The 19,850-nt window shown below is 42.8% G+C and carries 15 protein-coding genes; 8 read left to right on the top strand and 7 right to left on the bottom strand.

Translation table 11 applies throughout. The features are described from left to right. The first annotated feature begins 100 nt into the window (after positions 1-100). From BV375_RS14780 to BV375_RS14770, 3 genes are all read left to right on the top strand, one after another. Positions 101-1,684, top strand: coding sequence for a TrbI/VirB10 family protein (locus BV375_RS14780; RefSeq protein WP_086761704.1), 1,584 nt, complete (start codon positions 101-103; stop codon positions 1,682-1,684). A gap of 115 nt (positions 1,685-1,799) precedes the next feature. Further along, the gene (locus BV375_RS14775) at positions 1,800-2,369 is read left to right on the top strand and encodes a hypothetical protein (RefSeq protein ID WP_086761702.1); all 570 of its coding nucleotides are present in this window, start codon (positions 1,800-1,802) and stop codon (positions 2,367-2,369) included. Between the two features lie 504 nt (positions 2,370-2,873). After that, positions 2,874-4,058, top strand: a complete 1,185-nt coding sequence (locus tag BV375_RS14770) for an NAD(P)H-quinone oxidoreductase subunit H (RefSeq protein WP_086761700.1) — start codon at positions 2,874-2,876, stop codon at positions 4,056-4,058. 51 nt (positions 4,059-4,109) lie between these two features. Here BV375_RS14770 and BV375_RS14765 read toward each other — a convergent pair whose 3' ends face one another. Further along, entirely contained in the window at positions 4,110-4,895 is a 786-nt protein-coding gene (locus tag BV375_RS14765) for a hypothetical protein (RefSeq protein ID WP_086761698.1), read from the bottom strand. A gap of 22 nt (positions 4,896-4,917) precedes the next feature. Further along, positions 4,918-5,949 carry a hypothetical protein gene (locus BV375_RS14760; protein WP_086761713.1) on the bottom strand — a complete coding sequence of 344 codons (1,032 nt, stop codon included), beginning with the start codon at positions 5,947-5,949 and terminating at the stop codon, positions 4,918-4,920. A 282-nt stretch (positions 5,950-6,231) separates the two neighbouring features. Here BV375_RS14760 and BV375_RS14755 point away from each other — a divergent pair, with 282 nt between their 5' ends. The 4 genes from BV375_RS14755 (at position 6,232) to BV375_RS14740 (ending at position 11,039) form a co-directional block, all read left to right on the top strand. Continuing rightward, positions 6,232-6,879 carry a helix-turn-helix transcriptional regulator gene (locus tag BV375_RS14755; protein ID WP_086761696.1) on the top strand — a complete coding sequence of 216 codons (648 nt, stop codon included), beginning with the start codon at positions 6,232-6,234 and terminating at the stop codon, positions 6,877-6,879. A gap of 174 nt (positions 6,880-7,053) precedes the next feature. Then, the gene (cofG, locus tag BV375_RS14750) at positions 7,054-8,025 is read left to right on the top strand and encodes a 7,8-didemethyl-8-hydroxy-5-deazariboflavin synthase subunit CofG (RefSeq protein ID WP_086761694.1); all 972 of its coding nucleotides are present in this window, start codon (positions 7,054-7,056) and stop codon (positions 8,023-8,025) included. Between the two features lie 380 nt (positions 8,026-8,405). Continuing rightward, positions 8,406-9,266, top strand: coding sequence for an alkaline phosphatase family protein (locus tag BV375_RS14745; RefSeq protein ID WP_086761692.1), 861 nt, complete (start codon positions 8,406-8,408; stop codon positions 9,264-9,266). Between the two features lie 627 nt (positions 9,267-9,893). Beyond that, complete coding sequence (locus BV375_RS14740) at positions 9,894-11,039, top strand: metallophosphoesterase (protein WP_086761690.1); 1,146 nt, start codon at positions 9,894-9,896, stop codon at positions 11,037-11,039. Between the two features lie 113 nt (positions 11,040-11,152). Here BV375_RS14740 and BV375_RS14735 read toward each other — a convergent pair whose 3' ends face one another. Further along, positions 11,153-13,681: a mannose-1-phosphate guanyltransferase gene (locus BV375_RS14735; protein ID WP_086761688.1), complete on the bottom strand. Its 2,529-nt coding sequence runs from the start codon at positions 13,679-13,681 to the stop codon at positions 11,153-11,155. Between the two features lie 503 nt (positions 13,682-14,184). Here BV375_RS14735 and BV375_RS14730 point away from each other — a divergent pair. Next, positions 14,185-14,379 (top strand): hypothetical protein, encoded by a 195-nt coding sequence (locus BV375_RS14730; protein ID WP_086686953.1) that lies wholly within the window; start codon positions 14,185-14,187, stop codon positions 14,377-14,379. Between the two features lie 142 nt (positions 14,380-14,521). On the opposite strand, the gene BV375_RS14725 is transcribed toward BV375_RS14730, so the two are convergent. The 4 genes from BV375_RS14725 to pheT all read right to left on the bottom strand — a co-directional run bounded on the left by BV375_RS14725 (position 14,522) and on the right by pheT (position 19,725). Beyond that, complete coding sequence (locus BV375_RS14725) at positions 14,522-14,932, bottom strand: hypothetical protein (RefSeq protein ID WP_086761687.1); 411 nt, start codon at positions 14,930-14,932, stop codon at positions 14,522-14,524. A gap of 230 nt (positions 14,933-15,162) precedes the next feature. Continuing rightward, positions 15,163-15,432, bottom strand: a complete 270-nt coding sequence (locus BV375_RS14720; protein ID WP_086761685.1) for a YciI family protein — start codon at positions 15,430-15,432, stop codon at positions 15,163-15,165. A gap of 395 nt (positions 15,433-15,827) precedes the next feature. Next, the gene (locus BV375_RS14715) at positions 15,828-16,937 is read right to left on the bottom strand and encodes a hypothetical protein (RefSeq protein ID WP_086761683.1); all 1,110 of its coding nucleotides are present in this window, start codon (positions 16,935-16,937) and stop codon (positions 15,828-15,830) included. A gap of 352 nt (positions 16,938-17,289) precedes the next feature. Further along, on the bottom strand, positions 17,290-19,725 hold the full coding sequence (pheT, locus tag BV375_RS14710; protein ID WP_086761681.1) for a phenylalanine--tRNA ligase subunit beta: 2,436 nt from the start codon (positions 19,723-19,725) through the stop codon (positions 17,290-17,292). Positions 19,726-19,850: the final 125 nt, after the last annotated feature.

The following is a 19,850-nucleotide window of genomic DNA, read 5'->3' as shown; positions in this document are numbered from 1 at the left end:
ATTTGGCTGCTCACCGCATTGCTGAAGCTCATCTGCAAATCTATAAAATTTGTGACATAAAGGATAAAAGTTGTTCTGAAAGTTCACCCTAAGATGTAATATGACTCCCTATTCAAGTTCAGCAAGAAGTTCTGTAAATGATAATTACCAACTAGAACTAGATTCTCTAGATTGGGAATTACGAATGGCCAAATTAGTTGGCTTAGAAAGTGAAGACTTATCTTCTGTAAGTGCCGAAGCAATAGAAGAATCAGCGGCTTTGGAACCGTCACTTTCTCAACCATCAGAAGTTAAAACTGAGCAATCTCTCTCATCTAATCCCTTTGCTAAGTTAGGTTTAGTTGGTACTGCAAGTTTGGCAGTAGTTTTGTTTGCTGGTGGGTTTTTGACCCAGATTATGAGTGGCAGTAATCAAAAGCCAAAAAAGAAGAATATTTCCCCCGAAATTAAATCGCCAGTAGTAGATGAATCTGTACCACAAGAGCTAGAAATAGAAACTCTCAAAACAAAATTAGCTCTTACTGAACAAGCAGAAGCTGTGAAACTAGCACAACAACAGCTAAGAAATACACAGATTAAACAAGTTTCAATAGCCGCAAAACCTATTCCAAAAAGCAACGTACCTAGGATAGTTACAGTTGAGCGTATCGATGACGTACCACGTCCTCCACATACAACTGCCTACTCTCAGCCTTTACCACCACCCCAGATGGTAGCTGTCAAGCCGGACATTCCATCACCACCGCTCAATGTCACTCCGCCACCTAAATTAGACCCATATCAGATGTGGTCAAATTTAGCCAAGTTAGGCAGCTACGGTCAGGTGAATGTTAACGACCAATCTCCAGGGAATATCAATACTTCTGAAACAGCAAGCAATCCCAATAATCCCAATGTAGAGCAACAGGCGGCCAACCCTGAGCCTAACCCAACAACACCCACACCAGAAACGCCAACACCAGAAACTCTGACTGCAAGCAAAACAGACAAGCCAATGACGGCAAACAAAGAAGCAAAGCAGAGTTCAAAATCCATCGCCGTAGGAAGTAGTGTTAAAGCTGTGTTGGCAACAGCTGTATTTGGAGAAACTGCTAATTCTTCTTCTAACAATGGCAACGATGGTCAAAACAATACATTTGTAGTCAAGTTACAAGAACCTTTAAAAGGTGTAGATGGAAACATTGCCATCCCTGCGGGTACTGAATTATTGACAGAAATTCGTTCTCTTTCCGAACAAGGTTTACTACAGCTAAATGTAGTGAAAGCGATCGCAAAAGATCAAAGCGGAACTACTGAGAATAGCTTACCGCCAAACGCCCTGGTTATTCGCGGTTCCCAAGGTAAACCTTTGGTAGCAAGGCAATATCCTAACCGAGGATCATCTATTGCCGGCATGGATATGGGACTGTTTGTCTTGGGTGGTCTGGGTAAAGCCGCAGAGTTGTTAAATCGTAGTGAATCTCAAGTTGTGACTACTAATGCTGGCGGTACTGTCGTTAGCAATACTAACCCTCAACGCAACCTTTTGGCGGGAGTCTTAGAAGGTGGGATGAACACTATAGTTCCTCAAATTGCACAACGCAATCAACAGGCAATGTCCGACATGATGCAGCGAACTAACGTGTGGTTTTTACCAGCAGGCACAGAAGTAGAAATCTATGTCAATCAAGCAATGGAGTTTTAAGCATCAGTGATTGAGGAATGAAGTATGAAAATGCTTCATCCTCTATGATTTAGTCATTAGTCCTTTTTTCTTGGTTATTTCTTCCTTGTCCTCCTTCCAGTCCCCAGTTACAGCCATGAAAAAAAATATGCTTTTTCCGGTAAATATCTTAAATAATTCTTATTTTCTGCCTCTGGTTTCTCTAAGTTTTGTAGCTATAGTTTTGCTAGCTGGACGTGCTGTAGCTGAAAACGCCGTTCTTCGCTCGATTTTCTCCTGCCAAGCTCAAGGTTTAAGCGGAGTAGTACCTACCATCAAAATTTGGTATCAACAAGGTACAAACTTAAGCTTCATTCCATCTGGCGAAAAAATCAAAAAAGTTTGGTTAAATGACCCGTCCCAGGTAACTATTGATTTTGACGGGCCGATGTGTATGCAGTTCGGTCAAGGAGGTAATGGTACAGGAGATTGCCAAAACTCTTCAGCAAACGTAATTCAACTTAGACGAATTAAAAAACTGGCAATTCCTGGTGTACCCGATACTAAAAATACGCTTTTAACAGTAATTACCGAGGGTCAAGCAAAAAGCAAGTTGTATACTTTCCGCATCATCTATGGAAACGGAAATCCAGAATATCATACTTTAGCAGTTTTTCCTGATACTCCCTCTCAGAGTTCCACACCTTGTGTGAGAGTTCCTCAGTAGCGAAGGGACAAGGGAGATGAGGAGAAATCATTCATGACTATTGCCTACTGCCTTTTTGCCAATTCCCCATGCCCAGTTTGAATATAATTAAATTAGTTGCTAGATAAATTCAACTTATTAATTCGCGATCGCCTAATTATTGACTTTTGATTCGTGTATAAAATTATCCTACTTCTGCCATCTCTAATGTAGCCTTAGGAAATTGGCTCTCTGAGTGGTAGTAAAATTTGTAACTAAGGGGAAATTGCTGAATTATCCCCTAGCTCTACATTGGCAGATGAAAAAATTCTTGCACTTCAATTATTTGCATATCGAGCTTCCATATAATAATTGAAGAAGTGCAACAAAATGAAACATCAACCAAAGTCCCTCGGCTGCCATCTTCTCTCCAACCTCACCCATTGCCCTGAAGAGTCTTATTGTGGCAGAAACGATAAATTGGGTCTGGTTGGCATCTACGCGGTCCAATTCTAAATTTTCATGAACGGGAGAACACTGTAATCTATGGCAAGAATAGAAACCCGCACTGAACCTATGGTGCTCAATATGGGACCGCACCATCCCTCAATGCACGGGGTTCTGCGGTTAATTGTTACCCTGGATGGCGAGGATGTCATTGATTGTGAACCAGTAATTGGCTACCTGCACCGGGGAATGGAAAAAATTGCGGAAAACCGCACCACGATCATGTACGTCCCCTATGTGAGTCGGTGGGACTACGCAGCGGGGATGTTCAACGAAGCCGTTACTGTCAACGCCCCAGAAAAACTGGCAGGTGTCGCTGTACCCAAACGCGCCAGCTACATCCGCGTCATCATGCTGGAATTGAACCGCATCGCCAACCATCTGCTGTGGTTTGGTCCATTTCTGGCTGACGTGGGCGCTCAGACTCCCTTCTTCTACCAGTTCCGCGAACGGGAGATGATTTACGATTTGTGGGAAGCTGCTACCGGTTATCGGATGGTAAATAACAATTACTTCCGCGTTGGTGGCGTGGCAGTTGATTTACCTTACGGTTGGGTAGATAAGTGCTCAGAATTCTGCGACTACTTGCTACCCAAAATAGACGAGTACGAAAAATTGGTTACTAATAACCCGATCTTCCGCCGTCGGATTGAGGGTATTGGCACAATCACTCGCGAAGAAGCAATTAACTGGGGTCTTTCTGGTCCCATGTTACGTGCTTCTGGCGTGAAGTGGGACTTGCGGAAAGTTGACCACTACGAATGTTACGATGACTTTGATTGGGATGTGCAGTGGGAAACTGCTGGCGATTGCTTTGCCCGTTACGTGGTGCGGATGCGGGAAATGCGCGAATCTGTGAAGATTATTCGTCAAGCAATTAAAGGACTTCCCGGCGGCCCTTATGAAAACCTAGAAGCCAAGCGTTTAGCGGCTGGAAAAAAATCAGAATGGGATGCTTTTGATTACCAGTACATCGGCAAAAAAGTTTCTCCTTCCTTTAAGATTCCCAAAGGAGAGATTTACGCTCGTGTAGAAAGCGGTAAAGGTGAACTGGGCATTTATCTAGTTGGTGATGATAACGTCTTCCCCGCAAGATGGAAGATTCGCCCAGCCGATTTCAACAACCTGCAAATTCTTCCTCACTTACTCCGGGGGATGAAGGTGGCAGATATTGTGGTAATTCTAGGCAGCATCGACGTGATTATGGGTTCTGTAGACAGATAAGTAGATTTGCTGGGTGTAAGCGTCAATATTTTGGTGACGCTTACATCTGTACTAATTCATGGATGAACGCTTTAGGAACTGTAAAAAATCAGCAGCCTTGGAATTAGTGCGATCGCCTGAAATCCACGACCAAGATTGTTTTTTTCCTGCTAAATAAAAGAAAGGGGAGATTGTATAATCTGAAATGTAGAATAGTACCTCCCAGTCGGAACTGGCAGCGCAAAAGTCGAGTGCATCGCTAAACCATTGAACTTCCAAGCCATAAGCGATCGCTAAATTAGCTAGTTGCGATGCTGCTTCCCGAGTGATAGCATTCTGGGCTTTTATCTCCATATGCTTGCTGATGATGTAACGGAATCCTTGCTTGTAGAGATGTCCAATCCAACTGTCCGCCCAGATCGCTCTAGAGTTAGACTTTTCGCTGAACACTCGGCCAGCTATTCCTCGTTGACATTCTAAGAAAACCTCTTCGCAATGCACCCCAAAAACTCCCACAACTAAACATTGAGGCGGCGGGCTTTCTCCATCTTCCAACAAATAACTATAGTATTCGTGCAAACTCTCCAGATTGGGTGAAGCATCCTTGACAAAAGCAGACCAAGGTACACGCTCACCCCAACCCGGTTGAGAAGTGTCCGCAATGAACCCAGGTGCAGCTATACCCATTTTGAATAGAAAATCGCGGTAGTCTGATGGCAAAGTCAGCGCTGAAACTTGATATACAAGTTCAGCAAAAGCATCGACCTGTGCTGAAGAAGCCCCTTGAATTTCGCCAGGAAAGTTAGGGCGGTAGAGAGTTATTAGTTGAATAAAACCCTCGATACTGGGTTGGGACATAGTTAAATTGTCCTGAATATTTTTAATCAAATTGCAATCCTGACACGGCTTGCTCAATATCCAAGCTTAAATATTTATCTAGTGGCAGATACATCCAATTGAGAGATAGTTGTGGGTCTTGGTTAGTCTTTTGAAAACCTAATGCTGATACTAGTTGTTCATCAGTTGGATGGATAACTAAGGTATAGATATCGCATAGGTTAGGAAAATCAGCTTGGATATTAACTAATGTTTTTTGAACATCCTTTAAAAATTCACAGACGTTAATTGACTGCTTGTAAGGTAAATCTATTTGCCAACTGCGGACAAAAATCGAAGTACAATTGCGATCGCCTCTGAGGGCAATTTGAAATGGATCATCGTCCCAAGTTGCACTCAGGTGCAGACTATTGCGCGGTGAGAGAAAGAAATTCGCTTCAAATTCTCTCGCTACCGGATACAAAATATAAAAACCCACAGCATCTTGGGTATCGCTGCGACGCAAAACCCGCATTCCGGTGGGATATTGTTCTGCCCAACCACGTAGGATTCTGACAATTCTGTGGGGTAAAGCAGTAGCTTTTTTATTCATCCAGTTGTAGTTGCGAGCTAAAAAACTCGCAACGGGGATAGCGTCAGTTCGAGGATTGAAGTAGTCTGGGAAAAACTTTATCGTTGCTTTGGCTTTACTAGAGTCTTGGGGATTGGGTAATAAAGACCGAATGCGAATACAGGTACTATTGCCATCAAAGTCTTTTTCAATTAGCCCTAAAGCCACGAGCTTATCAATCATCATACCCGCCGAGCGATCGCTTCCTCGGTCGTCGTCACCATAAAAAACTTCTTGCGCTTCTCGATGGGTACAAGGAACAAACCCACTGGGTAACTCTAATTCTCTTAAAGGTTGCTTTAAATGCTGACCTAATTCTTGCCGTTGTTTGAGTAGTAAATAAGCCCACAGCTTGACAAAATATTCTGCTCGACGGCGTGTTATCCCAACTCGCCCTTGCAATTGAGCAACATATTTACGCTGTTGCTCAACAGAAAACCATTGGTGAATACTCTGCGGATTTATCATATAGCAAGACTCCTGATTCCAGCTGGCGCAGCATCAGCGGTTTCAACCGAACATTTTGCTGTTACTTACTGCACCCATCAACTTCAGAAAAACTTCACCCTGCTTCAGGTAAATTCCGCAAACTTTAACTCACAAGATTTTACCTCAACAGCATTACTGTACTTACAGCTTACTCATTGCATAGACAGAATCTCGAAAATCAAAATTCAGCTATACATCTTATATCAATCAGATGTATCCCTGTTTGACTTTAATGCTGAGTTTTGGAGGAAAGTAACAATGTTATTTCCAGATGACAAAAAAAATTTAGATTTTGCAGCTACCGCAGGAGATAAATCTAGCAAAAAAACTGCCAAAGACGATGAGTTGCAGTTTGTACCAAAAATCAATTTACTACAAGCTATTATTGAAAGCTTTGTGGACGGCATCTTTATAGTAACAACTGAAGGCAAGTTAATTCATACAAATGAGTTTGCTCGTTCTATTTCTCGTGAGTTAATGCCAAAAGAAGCTGCTAGTAACACAGTACCAGAAGAGATCTGGCGTGTTTGTCAATCCTTAATTGAAAGTCGTGAGTTATTTCCAGACGAGAAAATAATTATCGAATCTGAAATTGCACCAAAACCCACAGTTAAATTACGGCTAAGAGCTAGATGGTTAGAGCTATGCGCCAGTAAACATAATTTTTTATTAGTGACTGTAGAAGATTGCAATTTGTATAGCAGAAGTATTGCGATCGCAGATGCTAAAAAATACAATTTAACAGATAGAGAGATAGAAGTTTGGCAACTACGACGCGCTAACCTTTCTTATAGAGAAATTGCCAATCAGCTTTACATTACTATTAACACAGTTAAAAAGCATCTCAAAAATATTCATGCTAAACAACAGGAAAACAATAATATGAATGAATATAAAATTGCCTAGATAAAAAGTGCAAAAGCATCTGCCCAAATTCCCGACTTCTTTAAGAAGCTGGGAATCTAAATTCGGCTTAAGTAGACTCAACCACCGCTATTTGTAGATAAAGAGAGTGCGTTACACTTCATTAACGTACCCTATGAAAATTGGATAATTTAATTTTTGGTACTTCCTTGCTCTATGCCAACTGATAATTCTCCGATTGTAACCTATAGCCCAGCTTATACAATTGTCCCTACTTATGAATGCTTTAATCGCTGTACTTACTGTAACTTTCGCACCGATCCAGGTAAAAGTTCTTGGATGACTCTATCAGCAACAGAAAGCATTTTAAAACAACTTCAAAGCGAAAATGTTTGTGAAATTCTCATTCTCAGCGGCGAAGTACATCCTAATTCACCAAAGCGAAAGGAGTGGTTTCAAAGAATATATGATTTGTGCCAATTAGCATTCTCAATGGGATTTCTTCCCCACACTAATGCAGGTCCACTCAGCTTTGCGGAGATGCAAAAGCTGAAGAATATTAATGTTTCAATGGGGTTGATGTTAGAGCAATTAACTCCAAAATTATTAAATACCGTGCATCGACAAGCACCAAGTAAATTACCAGAAGTGCGATTACAACAATTAGAATGGGCAGGAGAATTACAGATTCCCTTTACCACAGGGCTACTATTAGGAATTGGGGAAACAATTGATGATTGCTGGGAAACTTTAATAGCTATATCACATATACATCAGCATTATCATCACATTCAAGAAGTTATCTTACAACCCCATAGCCCAGGAAATCAGCAAAGCTTTGACGCACCACCTTTTGACCCCCATCAATTACCAAAAGTAATTGCCACAGCACGTCAGATTTTACCACCAGAAATTACAATTCAAATTCCGCCGAATTTAGTAAATGATGATCAATGGTTACTCGCTTGTATAGCAGCTGGTGCGAGAGATTTAGGCGGAATTGGGCCAAAAGATGAAGTAAATCCTGATTATCCCCATGTTCAAGAGCAAGAATTGAGAGAAATTTTACAGCCTGCGGGGTGGGAATTAGTGCCGCGTTTACCTGTTTATCCGCAGTTTGATCATTGGTTGTCAGAAGAATTGCAAGCGGCGGTGAAGCGATGGAGAAAGACTTTTGAGATAAGTTGAATATAGGCTGTTTGTATAAAACAATGCTTACCTAGTCAACAACATAGAGATATACATTTAATCTTCTCAATTACCATCACTTCCACTAAAACCCCACTAGGCATTTGCTAACGCAAATGCCTATTTTAAAAATGTCTTGATTGCAGACTTGAGCGATTAGCATTCCAGTCCGCTACAGCTACATTCCTGTATAACTCAACCAGTAAAAATTAATGGCTACTTAATTTCATCTTAAATTTAAAAATCTATCTTACAAGGGTTGCTCTTCTTCAAAAAAAAAGAAATGGAATTAGTGGCAACTTAAAACTGGTGACATAACTTTAGTTAGTCCTTAAAAAAGAGTTAATTATCTACCGAGAAAGTTTAGAAAAGGAGCGTGTATGTTGAGACCAATTAGATCTTCTTGGCAATGGGTTGGCGGGATTAGTAGTGGACTAGCAGTATTAACGAGTATCGCTATAAACAGCCAAGCAGCATTAGCAGCTACAGTGCCAACTTTCGATCACATCGTCATCGTCATTGAAGAAAACCACGGGTATTCACAAATTATCGGTTCTAGTAGCGCTCCATATATCAATTCATTAGCAACGCAAGGCGCTCTCTTCACAAATTCCCACGGTGTGACACACCCAAGCCAACCCAACTACTTAGCCTTATTTAGTGGCTCTACACAAGGTGTAACAAATGACAATTGTCCATTGACATTTAGCGGAGCTAATCTGTCTACCCAGTTATCGGGTATTGGCAAGACTTTTACAGGTTATTCAGAAAGTATGCCCAGTGCTGGTTATACAGGTTGTTCTTACAATAGTTTGTACTATCGCAAGCATAATCCTTGGGTTGATTTCACTAATGTTGTCAGTTCTTTAAATCAACCATTTACAAGTTTTCCTACGACATTTGCCAATCTGCCCACTGTCTCAGTTGTGGTTCCCAACGAACAAAATGATATGCACGATGGCACAATTCAAAAAGGTGATACCTGGCTGAAAAATAATCTGGATGCCTATGCACAATGGGCTAAAACTCACAATAGTTTGCTGATTCTGACCTTTGATGAAGATAATGGAACAACCAGCAATCGTATTGCTACTATCTTTGTTGGCGCTCATGTTAAACCAGGAAACTATAGTGAGAATATAAATCACTACAATGTGTTGCGCACTATTGAAGCAAGCTATGGATTACCTGGATTGAATAATGCCGCTAATGCAACCCCAATTACTGATTCCTGGCAATAAATTTTTAGCCCTTATGCTGTTTTTATTGGGGGAAGTGGAATGAATTAAAATAGAAATGGCAAGCGATCATTATCTTGCCATTTTCTAATAGCTGATTCCCTATCTTGGTAGTACTTAACCTAGTTTTGCTAAATATTATATAGTATCTGCTTGTTTTTAGTGGGCAAGAGCAGTCTGCCAGATTTCGCTGATGATACCAGAAGCTTCGGTGTATGTTTGGCGCGAAAAACTTTTAAATGCTTTTAATAGACTTTAAAGCTAGTTTGTCCCTAGTGACAGCTTCCATAACAATACCCCTAAATGCAGCGGTTTTTAATGTGAAATGCTGATGAATATTTTCCCAATACCCTTAAATAATTATTAACTAAACTTTAACCTTCTATCACTATTTGGGGTATGAAAGTCATTAGAGCAGAAAATCGCATTAAGCTTGAAAGCTTTACGATATAAGGCTTTTACTGAAGGTTATAGTAACTTACTTGAATAACCACTAAGTAATCGCTGAACGAGAAATCAAGAGTTTCAGCACCTAAAAATTTTTGTAGTATTCGTGTAATACTTCTTATCTCGATTTTCTGTGGCAATGATACTTGTATCCCATACCTAAGCCCTAAGACAGTTGAACCAATGGAAATAAGAAAGGAAGGCAAGCGCAAGTTCCTCGCGCTTGTAACAACCCTCGCGCTTGCACTGGCAACCAGCAAGGTTGTGCTGGCTGGTAACGGTACCCCCATCAACCAAGGTTCGGCGAACGTCCTCACACTCGCCGTCTACGGTGACTCCCCATACGGGACGACACCCACTGACAATGTAGAGTTCTACGCGTCGCCGACTTTCATCGACTCAATCAATAGCGATCCGAAAGTCGATCTCGTCCTGCATGTTGGCGACATCCACTCTGGCAAGCAGTACTGCACACAGGCCTACGACCAGGCTGTCTTCGACCTCTGGAAGCAGTTTAAAGATCCACTCGTCTACACCCCAGGCGACAATGAGTGGACAGACTGCCACAAGTCCGGCGAGGGCGGCGGCGTGCTCGACGCAAAAGGCAACCCCGTTGACTACGCGAACGGCGATCCAATCGCCAACCTTGACCTCATCCGCTCGATCTTCTTCTCCAACCCTGGCGTCACGCTCGGCGGGCGTAAGAAGCAGGTTATCTCCCAGGCGCAAGTTTTCGACCCAGCACACCCATCAGACGCAAAGTACGTCGAGAATGTCATCTGGGAGCAGTCGAAGGTTCTTTTCGTGACCGTGAACATTCCTGGTGGCTCGAACAACGACAACGACATCTGGTACGGTAAGTCCGCCCAGAGCGCCGCACAGCAGCAGGAGATCCAAGAGCGGACGGACGCTGACCTGCGCTGGCTCGATGCGGCATTTGCACAGGCTAAGGCAGACGGTGTGCAGGCTGTTCTGATCGCCACGCAGGCCAACATGTGGGATTTAGATGGCAAGCCTTCGTCTCACCTCACGGCGTACAACCCATTTGTCGATAAGATCGCTAAGAAGACTCAGGAATTCGGCAAGCCTGTCCTGCTTTTCAACGGGGACTCGCACGAGTATCTGTCGGACAATCCCCTCTCGCTTTCAGATCCGCTCAACTACCTGCACCCCGGCTTCGATGTGCCCAACTTCCACCGCATCGTCGTGCATGGTAGTACCTTCCCACTTGAATGGCTGAAGTTGACGATCGACCCGCAGGCAAACAACGCCACAGACCAGAATGCCTTCGGACCCTTCACCTGGGAGCGCGTGCAGCCAAAGATTTGACGACATGGTTCAGGTTCAAGGGATTATAGCAATATAATTGTTCACTGATTTAATTTTCACTCAAACTCCAAAGTCAACCAAACTTAAATGGTTGACTTTGGACTCTATACTAATTAAACTTCCGCAGGATGTTGTTCTTGTTGCCTTTCCACAAACATTTGCACACGGGTGCGATAGTTTCTTAAGGTTTCATCTACCCAATCGCGATCATTGCTGTTTGCAAACAAATGTACTACAGGTTCGCTAGCATCGGGCAAAACTAATAGCCAACTGTCATCGTGGGGCTGACCAATTTTTACTCCATCGATTAGTTCCAGGTTTTGGGCGGGGTGAGTTTCGACCAAATAACGCATCAGCGCACCCTTAGCACTCCAAGGGCAACGTACTGTATGAGATCTATGAACTACACGGGGTAATTCGGCGCGAACAGTAGCCAGCGATCGCTCTTGGATAGTCAGCATCTCGATCAGCTTGGCAATACAGAACATCGCATCAAACCCCGGATGCAGGTGAGGGAAGATAAAACCTGTATCTCCACTCCCAGCCAACACCACATTGGGATATTTCTGTGAAGCCTCCATTAAAGCTGTCGGGTTGGCTTTGGTGCGGATCACCTTGCCATCGTGGCGGCGGGCGACTTGTTCCACAGCACTGGAAGCATGAACTGGCACAACTACTGTCCCTCTAGGGTTAGAGGTTAAAATCATGTCCACCATCAGAGATGTTAACATTTCCCCACGAATTGGTATCCCTGATTCATCTACTAAAATCATCTGTTCGCCATTAGCAGATACTTGGACGCCAAAGTTAGCCTTCAACGCCTCAACTACATGACCTAGCTGAGTTAACAGTCCTTCACGTTCAGCTGTTGAAACAGCGTGTTTATTCAAACTGGCATTTAAAACTACGGCATCTGCACCAAATTTATCTAACATTTGGGGTAGCACTGCCCCAGTTACAGAATAAACGTAGTCAATCACCACTTTTGCCCGACTGTTGCGGAGAGTGGCAACATGCAATAGTTTCTCAAAGGCTGTGCAGTAACGGTCATTGACTTGGCTGGGATATGCAACATCACCAATTTCGTGAACTTGCGCCCGTCGCATATCTTCCTTAAAGTAAGCCCCCTCAATTTTCTTTTCTTGGGCTTTGGAGATATTAATTCCTTTGTTATCCATGAATTCAATCAGGATATAGTCAGGGCGGTCGGGGTGTACTCGCACATGAATACCACCAGCTACCGACATTGTGGGTATAACTGTCCGAGCTATGGGCACAGCTGTGGCATCGAGGTTTTGAATATCAACACCTACTGACATTAAACCAGCAATGAGCGATCGCGTTACCATCCGCGATACATTGCGCTGATCGCGAGAAACCGTTACTTTAGAGCCTGGTTTTAAGGTAGAACCGTAAGCAGCTCCCAACTTCACCGCAAATTCAGGGGTAATATCAATATTTGCTAATCCCTGTACACCACGTTGCCCAAATAAATTTCTTTGGGCGGTATTCCCCCAAATCAAGTTGATGTTTAAAATTGCACCAGATTCAATCTTCTTACTAGGCCACACTCTTACCCCAGGGCTGATTTGGGCTTCTTCTCCCACAGTAGAAAGCGAACCTACTACAGATGCTTCTAATACATGAGCGCGGCGATCTACACGAGTACCGCGCGATATTACACAAGCTGAAAGTTGTGCTTCCTCGCCCAAAATCGCACCATTCCAAACAATTGGGCGCTTGAGATTAGCATCAGCGCCAATAGTAACATTGTCGCCAATTACAGTTCCAGCTTCAATTTGTACTCTTGCCCCAATTCGACAATTGTCACCAATAACAACTGGGGTTTCAATAACAGCTGTTGGGTCAATATAAGTATTTTGACCTTTCCATATACCTGGAGAAATTTCGTTATAAGCAAAGTCGAGTTTTACCTTGCTGTCTAAAGCATCATATTGAGCTTCGCGATAGGCATCTAAATGACCAACATCGCACCAATAACCTTGAGCAATGTAGCCATATATTGGCTCATTTTTTGCTAGTAATAAGGGAAATAAGTCTTTGGAAAAGTCGGTTTCTGTGTTTTCTGGCAGGTAGTCTAAAACTTCAGGTTCGAGAATGTAAGTACCTGTATTGACTGTATCGGAGAAAATTTCACTAGAAGAGGGTTTTTCTAAAAATCGATTAATTCGACCTTCCTCATCAGTAATCACTACTCCAAATTCAATTGGGTTAGGGACACGGGTCAAAATTAAAGTAGCTTTTGACTGTTTTTGTTTGTGAAATTCAATTGCTGCTGTTAAATCGAAATCTGTTATGCTATCACCACTAATTACTAAAAAGGTTTCATCTAAGAGTTCCGCAATATTTTTGACACAACCTGCCGTACCCAAGGGTTGATCTTCTTCTACGGCATAGGTCATCTGCACACCAAAATCACTACCATCTTGAAAGTAGTCTCGCAGGACATCAGGTAAATAATGCAGTGTCGCAATTACTTCTGTGATTTGATGGCGTTTGAGAAGATTGATGATATGTTCGGCAATCGGTCGATTTAAGATAGGCACCATCGGTTTGGGCAGATCGCAAGTTAACGGGCGAAGCCGCGTTCCCGAACCGCCTGCCATCAGCACTGCACGCATAAATCCTCCTTAGCTATTTGCAGCATTTGCTGCGTCAACACCCGCAATATATGTTGTGTTCTTCATACTCTAGTCTCCTATGGATGTTGAGATTTGAGGAACTCCCACAAGATGCATCTGAATAAAATACAATGTATATACGTTTGTAGCTAAATGTACTACAGAGTAGCAAAAGTAGATTAGCCTCTAATTCCAATTCTCTATCAATTTCCACTTAATGAGTTTCCTTTGTGCCTCGGCATTATTGCCGCAGGCTATCGCGAAGGGAAACCCGTATACGCCAGCAAGGTAACTTCCGCTAGGCTATTTTGAATTGTGCGATCGCTACTAGCTACGATATAGGAGGCTACTCTAAACTGGAATCAGAGAATGTATTGTTAAGTAACTCGCTTACCGAAAGACTGAATAGTTTAGTCATATTTTTTTGGTTTCAGCGATCGCGTGGCTAATTAGTGTAGAAATACTTAACTCGAATTTTGTCTGTTGCTCTGGGAGTTATAAAAATGACTAATTTAATTATTCTTGGGTTAATCGCAGGTTATCTATATGGCGCTTGGAAGTTTTGGACTGGCTTTGAGCGGACTAACTTTACCCCAAGTTTGCCTAATCGTGTTGGTTTAGCTCTGTTGTGGCCTGCTTTATTTGTTACTAATAAGTCCTATCGTCGCAACTTTAAAAAAGCGCTAAAAGGCCAGTAATACTAAGCAAAATTTTTCATACTTTTTCTCAGCTTTTGAGCTTTGTTATTAAAATTCCCTAGCAAAGCTAGGGAATTTACTTGAAGAATTCACAATCCATAATTCGTAATTAACCTATCATTTACAAATTATGGATCGCAAACTATCTATTTCTATGTCCATTGGTCAGGACATTGATCGCGGCACCCGCAGCTGCACCATCGATCGCATCGCCTCCAGGATTTTTGGTGCCATGAAGAATGAGACCTGTAGCTGTGCTAGCTGCGGCACCAACTCCGACATCTTGACCTAGGTTACCGACTCTGCGATTACGTGCCTGCTTTCTAGTACCGTGTACAGCATGGACAGCAGCGCCGGCGGCAGCACCTTTGATGGCATTGTTGATTACGGCACCATTTCCTCTAACAGCACCAGTTACTACACCTGCACCTGCTCCAATACCGATATCTCGTAACATATCAGCAGCAGCGGGTTTAGCAGGGACTAAGGTACCGCCGGCTAAACTTGCAGCCATCAAGCCGGGTAGAAGTGTGCGTTTTAAGTTGAGATTCATAGTGATACTTTCTCAAAACATCAAAAGACGATAGCAAACCGAAGTTGTTGTATTTACAGATCAATTTATCTTTATTCTAGACAACATCGACGGTTGACTATGGGAGGAATACCGATCCTCGCATTTACACCAATGCGATCGCATCTGCTGAAAGCGGGAAGTTACTGAGACAGGGGGGAACAGGGAAGAAGAAATGAGAGAACTGATGACAAAGGACAAATGACTATTGCCTAAATGGCCTGAATCCACTCTTTAACAAAATATTCAGTCCAGATGCTATTTTGCCAGTAGGGGTCGTTTTCAATTAACTGACGAACAGTGGCTTCATCATCAGCTTCGTAAATTCCAAAAACTTTTGTAACATCTTTGGTGGGGCCAATGGTAATCAGCACACCAGATTCTTTTTGTTTTGCTAATCCGTCTAAGTGGGCTTGACGATAAGGGGTGCGTTTTTCTAGAACGTCTTCGCAGTAAGTTCCCCACATGATGTATTTGGGCATAACAACTTTTAGATCTAGTTACAGAATTGGCTTGGTGAGAATCAACAAAAATTAAACGGCATTTTTCAAACCTGTAGTATTTTCTAGAATTTATGCCGCATGAATATATTAATCTCAATTCGTAATTGATAATTATTAATTCCTAATTAAACTCAGCCAATTTTGAAACCTGGAGTTTTAGGCTTTTGTTCTGTGCTTTAGTCTCATTACAAAAAAACTATAGTTTTTCAGATAGTCAATCACGGGCAAATTCCACAACCAAGGGATGAAAATCTTTTTTCCCCTGTTCCCCATTTTCAAGATAGATGAGGTTTAAAAAAGTCAGATTTAATCTCTAACCTTTGCTTTTTCTGTTTCGTTCCCCTAAACCGCCATACTCTTACACCCTTCCTCGCTTAACCAATGACTTCTGTAGAGAACATGTTCCACAATGCTTGAGAATACGGAATTAGCGTCTGATTTTGCTCAGGTGTTATGTAAGTTTCTACTTCTTGCTTTAGTAACAGCAGCATTTGGCGAATGATTTCCCATTGCACGTTTAATCTAGGATAGAGCATTACACACAGAGGAAATAACTCTTGTTGAACAGCCGCGATGTTTCCTTCTAAGGCACACACCCACAAATATACCTGAAACATTTCTACATCTCGAATGCTAGAGATTTTGACCACTGGGTCACTCAACACACCAGAGATAGAACGGTAAGTTGGATAGAGTTCAATTATTTTTTGGCAAATATTCTTAGCAATTTGTGTACTAACTGGTAACAGCTTTCGCACCGCGGACATTACCGTTGAGTTATAATCATGCTCCGCGGCTGCTTCATAAGCACGTTGCAGTGGCATATATAGGTGGTCGTCAATAACTTTAAAGTATGCACCAATAAGCGATCGCTCTATCGGATCAAGCTGTTGCAGAAGCATTTGGCTTGTGTAATGAAACTGCATTGTCACAAAGCCAATAACTCTGGGATCTTTACTCGTATATTTTTTTCTGATTGCTCCTATATCTGCACCAACTACTGTAGCTAGCTGGTTAGGCGCAACTTGTTCAGTATAAACTTCCAATGCTTGCTCATAAAGCAGATTACCCTCTTGTGCTAGTTGCACCACCAACGCTAAAGGCCGCAGCGTTGCTTTTTGGGTGTATACCTCCAAAGCTTTTTGATAAATATTGAACGAATCTGCTGCTATCTCCCACGGATTAATAACGCTGGGGTCTATGGAATGTAACTTAACTTGTTCTGATAACAGCGCTTCTGTTTGATTCCAAGCTTTGGCACTGACACTGCGTAAAGATTCTATGATTTTTTGAGTAGTTTTCTCTCGACCTGCTGGTGAAACTATTTGGGCTAAATTCAGTGTTTTGTCACTTTCTGTAACGCTACTATCAGCTTGAAGGTTCTGCACATACTTTTTAGCCCACTGTTGGGCTAAAGACTCCACATTACTCTTAGTTCCTATCTGGGAAACTATTTCTATATCAGTATGTGAATTAGTTTGCATAAAATTTTATTTTTAAATTTATGTATGACGATTATGTTTCTTAAAGCGGTTTAATTATCTCAGTTTAATATCTTGTAATACTTTATTGTAAGAGTTTCTGATAACTTTAAGTAAAGTTTATTCAATGAGCATTTTACTTAAGTAAAAACTACGTTATTTAATTAGATGAAAAAACAGTACAAAGCTTGTAATAACAGCCATATTAGTGAATTTATTTACATAAAAACACTAGGGTAATGCTATTTAACTCGTGAACTTACTGTGAAGGCAATTCCAATGAAAAAGGGACAGGGAATCGGGTATTGGGCATTGAGCATTTGCCTGGTTTATTCCCTGCTCCTGTTCCCCATTTTTAACTTCTCAGGCTAACACCGAATTTTTCCACCAAAGCTTCGCGGACTTTGTTGTGTACTGGTTCGACTTCGGCATCGGTGAGGGTGCGATCGCTGGCGCGATAAATTAAGCGAAATGCCAAACTGCGTTGTCCGGCTGGTACATTTTCACCGCGATACTCATCAAACAATTCCACAGATTCTAGTAAGTCTTTACCAGCTTTGTTAATTGCTCTTTCGATTTCCGCAACTGTCACCTTTACGGGCGCAAAGAAGGCGATATCGCGATCGCTTGCTGGATAAGTGGAATAGGGGTGAAATACTGGTGCCAGAGTATCATCTTGATCCAGAGCATCCAACAGTACATCAGCATCTAACTGAAATAGGTAGACCGAATCTGGTAAACCCTTTTCCCGCCGCAATTGGGGATGGAGTTGTCCAAAAATGCCGAGTCTGTTACCTCTAATCCACAGAGAAGCGGTGCGCCCTGGATGCAAGCGCTCATCGCGGCGATCGGGTTGATATTCTACTGGCAAATCGAGTTGGCGAAATACACCATCTAAAATACCTTTGGCTTCATACCAGGTAAGAGGCTGTTCGCGACCGCTTCTTGTCCACTTGCTAACGGTGCGATCGCCACCCATAATTCCGGCGATCGCTTCGGCTTCTTGCAAACCGTCTTCTTCTCGCGAGAAAATCCGCCCGACTTCAAAGCCGTTAAGCGCGCCGTTTCCTTGTTCTAAATTGTATTGAAAAGCATCAATCAATCCAGATAATAAATCGGTTCGCAGTGCGGAATACTCTACAAACAGAGGGTTTGACAGTACTATTTGTTTGTCTTCCCCTGGTTTCACCAAAGAGTATTGAATTAATTCTGTCAGTCCTTCTGCTCGGAAGAAAGCTCTTACTTTGCGGATTAGTTCCTGATCTAAAGGCAAATAGCCTGCTTCTGCTTTTTGCGGTAAAGTATCACAAAATTTGTCATAGCCATAGAGACGGGCAATTTCTTCAATCAGGTCAATTTCCCGTTCTAAGTCGCGGTAACGGTAGGGTGGTACAGAAACTTTCCAGGAACGTTCTCCAGAGGCGGTAAGTTGACAACCCAATGCAGTCAAAATTCGCTCAACGTCCTTTCCTTCCAGTTCTCCTGTGTCCTCACCCAAATCAACTGGCCCTAGCACTTGATTAACTCGGTCTAAACGCAGAGCAATCGAACGTGTCCAGGTGGATGGGTCGGGGCGGGTGTCGGCAATTTCCTGCTGTACAATTACGCCACTAGCCAATTCGGTTAGCAGCGACAAAGCACGACGACAGGCTACTTCCAATTCAGCCCGGTTGACGCCCCGTTCGTATCTGCCAGAGCACTCACTTCTTAAACCGACGCTGCGGGAAGAACGGCGAATGGCTACGGAATCAAATAACGCTGTTTCTAATACTAGGCTTTGAGTACCTTCATGAACTTCCGTTTCTTCCCCACCCATAACTCCCGCGATCGCGACAGGTTTATCGTTAGCGGTAATCAACAAATTTTGGGGTGAGAGGGTGCGAGTTTGTCCATCCAGGGTTTTGAAGGATTCCCCAGCATTGGCGAAGCGAACGCCGATAGTTAAATTGTCAGTCCCCGCAACCGACTTGAGGCGATCGCGGTCAAAGGCGTGTAAAGGTTGTCCCCATTCCAACAACACATAGTTAGTAATATCCACGACATTATTAATGGGACGTACTCCAGCAGCTTGCAGGCGTTTTTGCAACCACCCAGGTGAAGGGGCAATTTTTACCTGTTCAATAACTGTGCCAATATAAGCAGGACAAGCTTGGGTTTCAGAAATACTTAACGCTAAATTTCCCCCACTTTGGCTAATCGACACCTCATTAGGTTCGGGAATACTGAGGTTGCCTTCTGTTAAAGCGGCTACTTCCCGCGCTATACCTACCATACTCAGGGCATCAGCGCGATTTGCAGTCGCAGTGACATCTAAAATCACATCATCTAGACCCAACAAAGGACGCACATCGCTACCCAAGGTTAGATTTTCTTGGGGAAAAATATGAATTCCATCAACATCGGTGGTCAAACCCAGTTCTTTTAAGGAACAGATCATTCCTTGAGAAGGGACACCGCGCAGTTTTGCGGGTTTAATTTTTAAATCAATATTAGGTAAGTAAGTACCTGTAGTAGCTACTGGTACATAAATATCTGCCCGGACGTTAGCAGCACCACAGACAATATTTAAAGTCTCATCTGCACCAATATCTACTTGACAAACACTCAACTTATCAGCGTTGGGGTGGGGTTGACGCTCAAGCACTCTCCCCACAACAACGCCATTTGCCCAAGTGCGGCGGTCTTCAATATCTTCTACTTCAAACCCAGCCATTGTCAGGGTTTCGGCTAATTCTTCTGGGCTAAGTTTGATTTCTACTAGTTCCCGCAGCCAGTTTAGAGAAATACGCATGGAGTGTGCTTGTTTTAGGAATCGTCTTTTGCTCTCATTTTAGGGTGCTTGCTGGTGAGCGATCGCGGCTCATCTGGCAAAGTCTACCCATTCACTTGAACGATCCTACTACGTTGATTCGAGCA

Source organism: Nostoc sp. 106C (genome assembly GCF_002154725.1).
Classification (GTDB): domain Bacteria; phylum Cyanobacteriota; class Cyanobacteriia; order Cyanobacteriales; family Nostocaceae; genus Aulosira.
The sequence above is the reverse complement of the archived record's forward strand: the minus strand, read 5'-3'. Positions and strand labels throughout refer to the sequence as shown.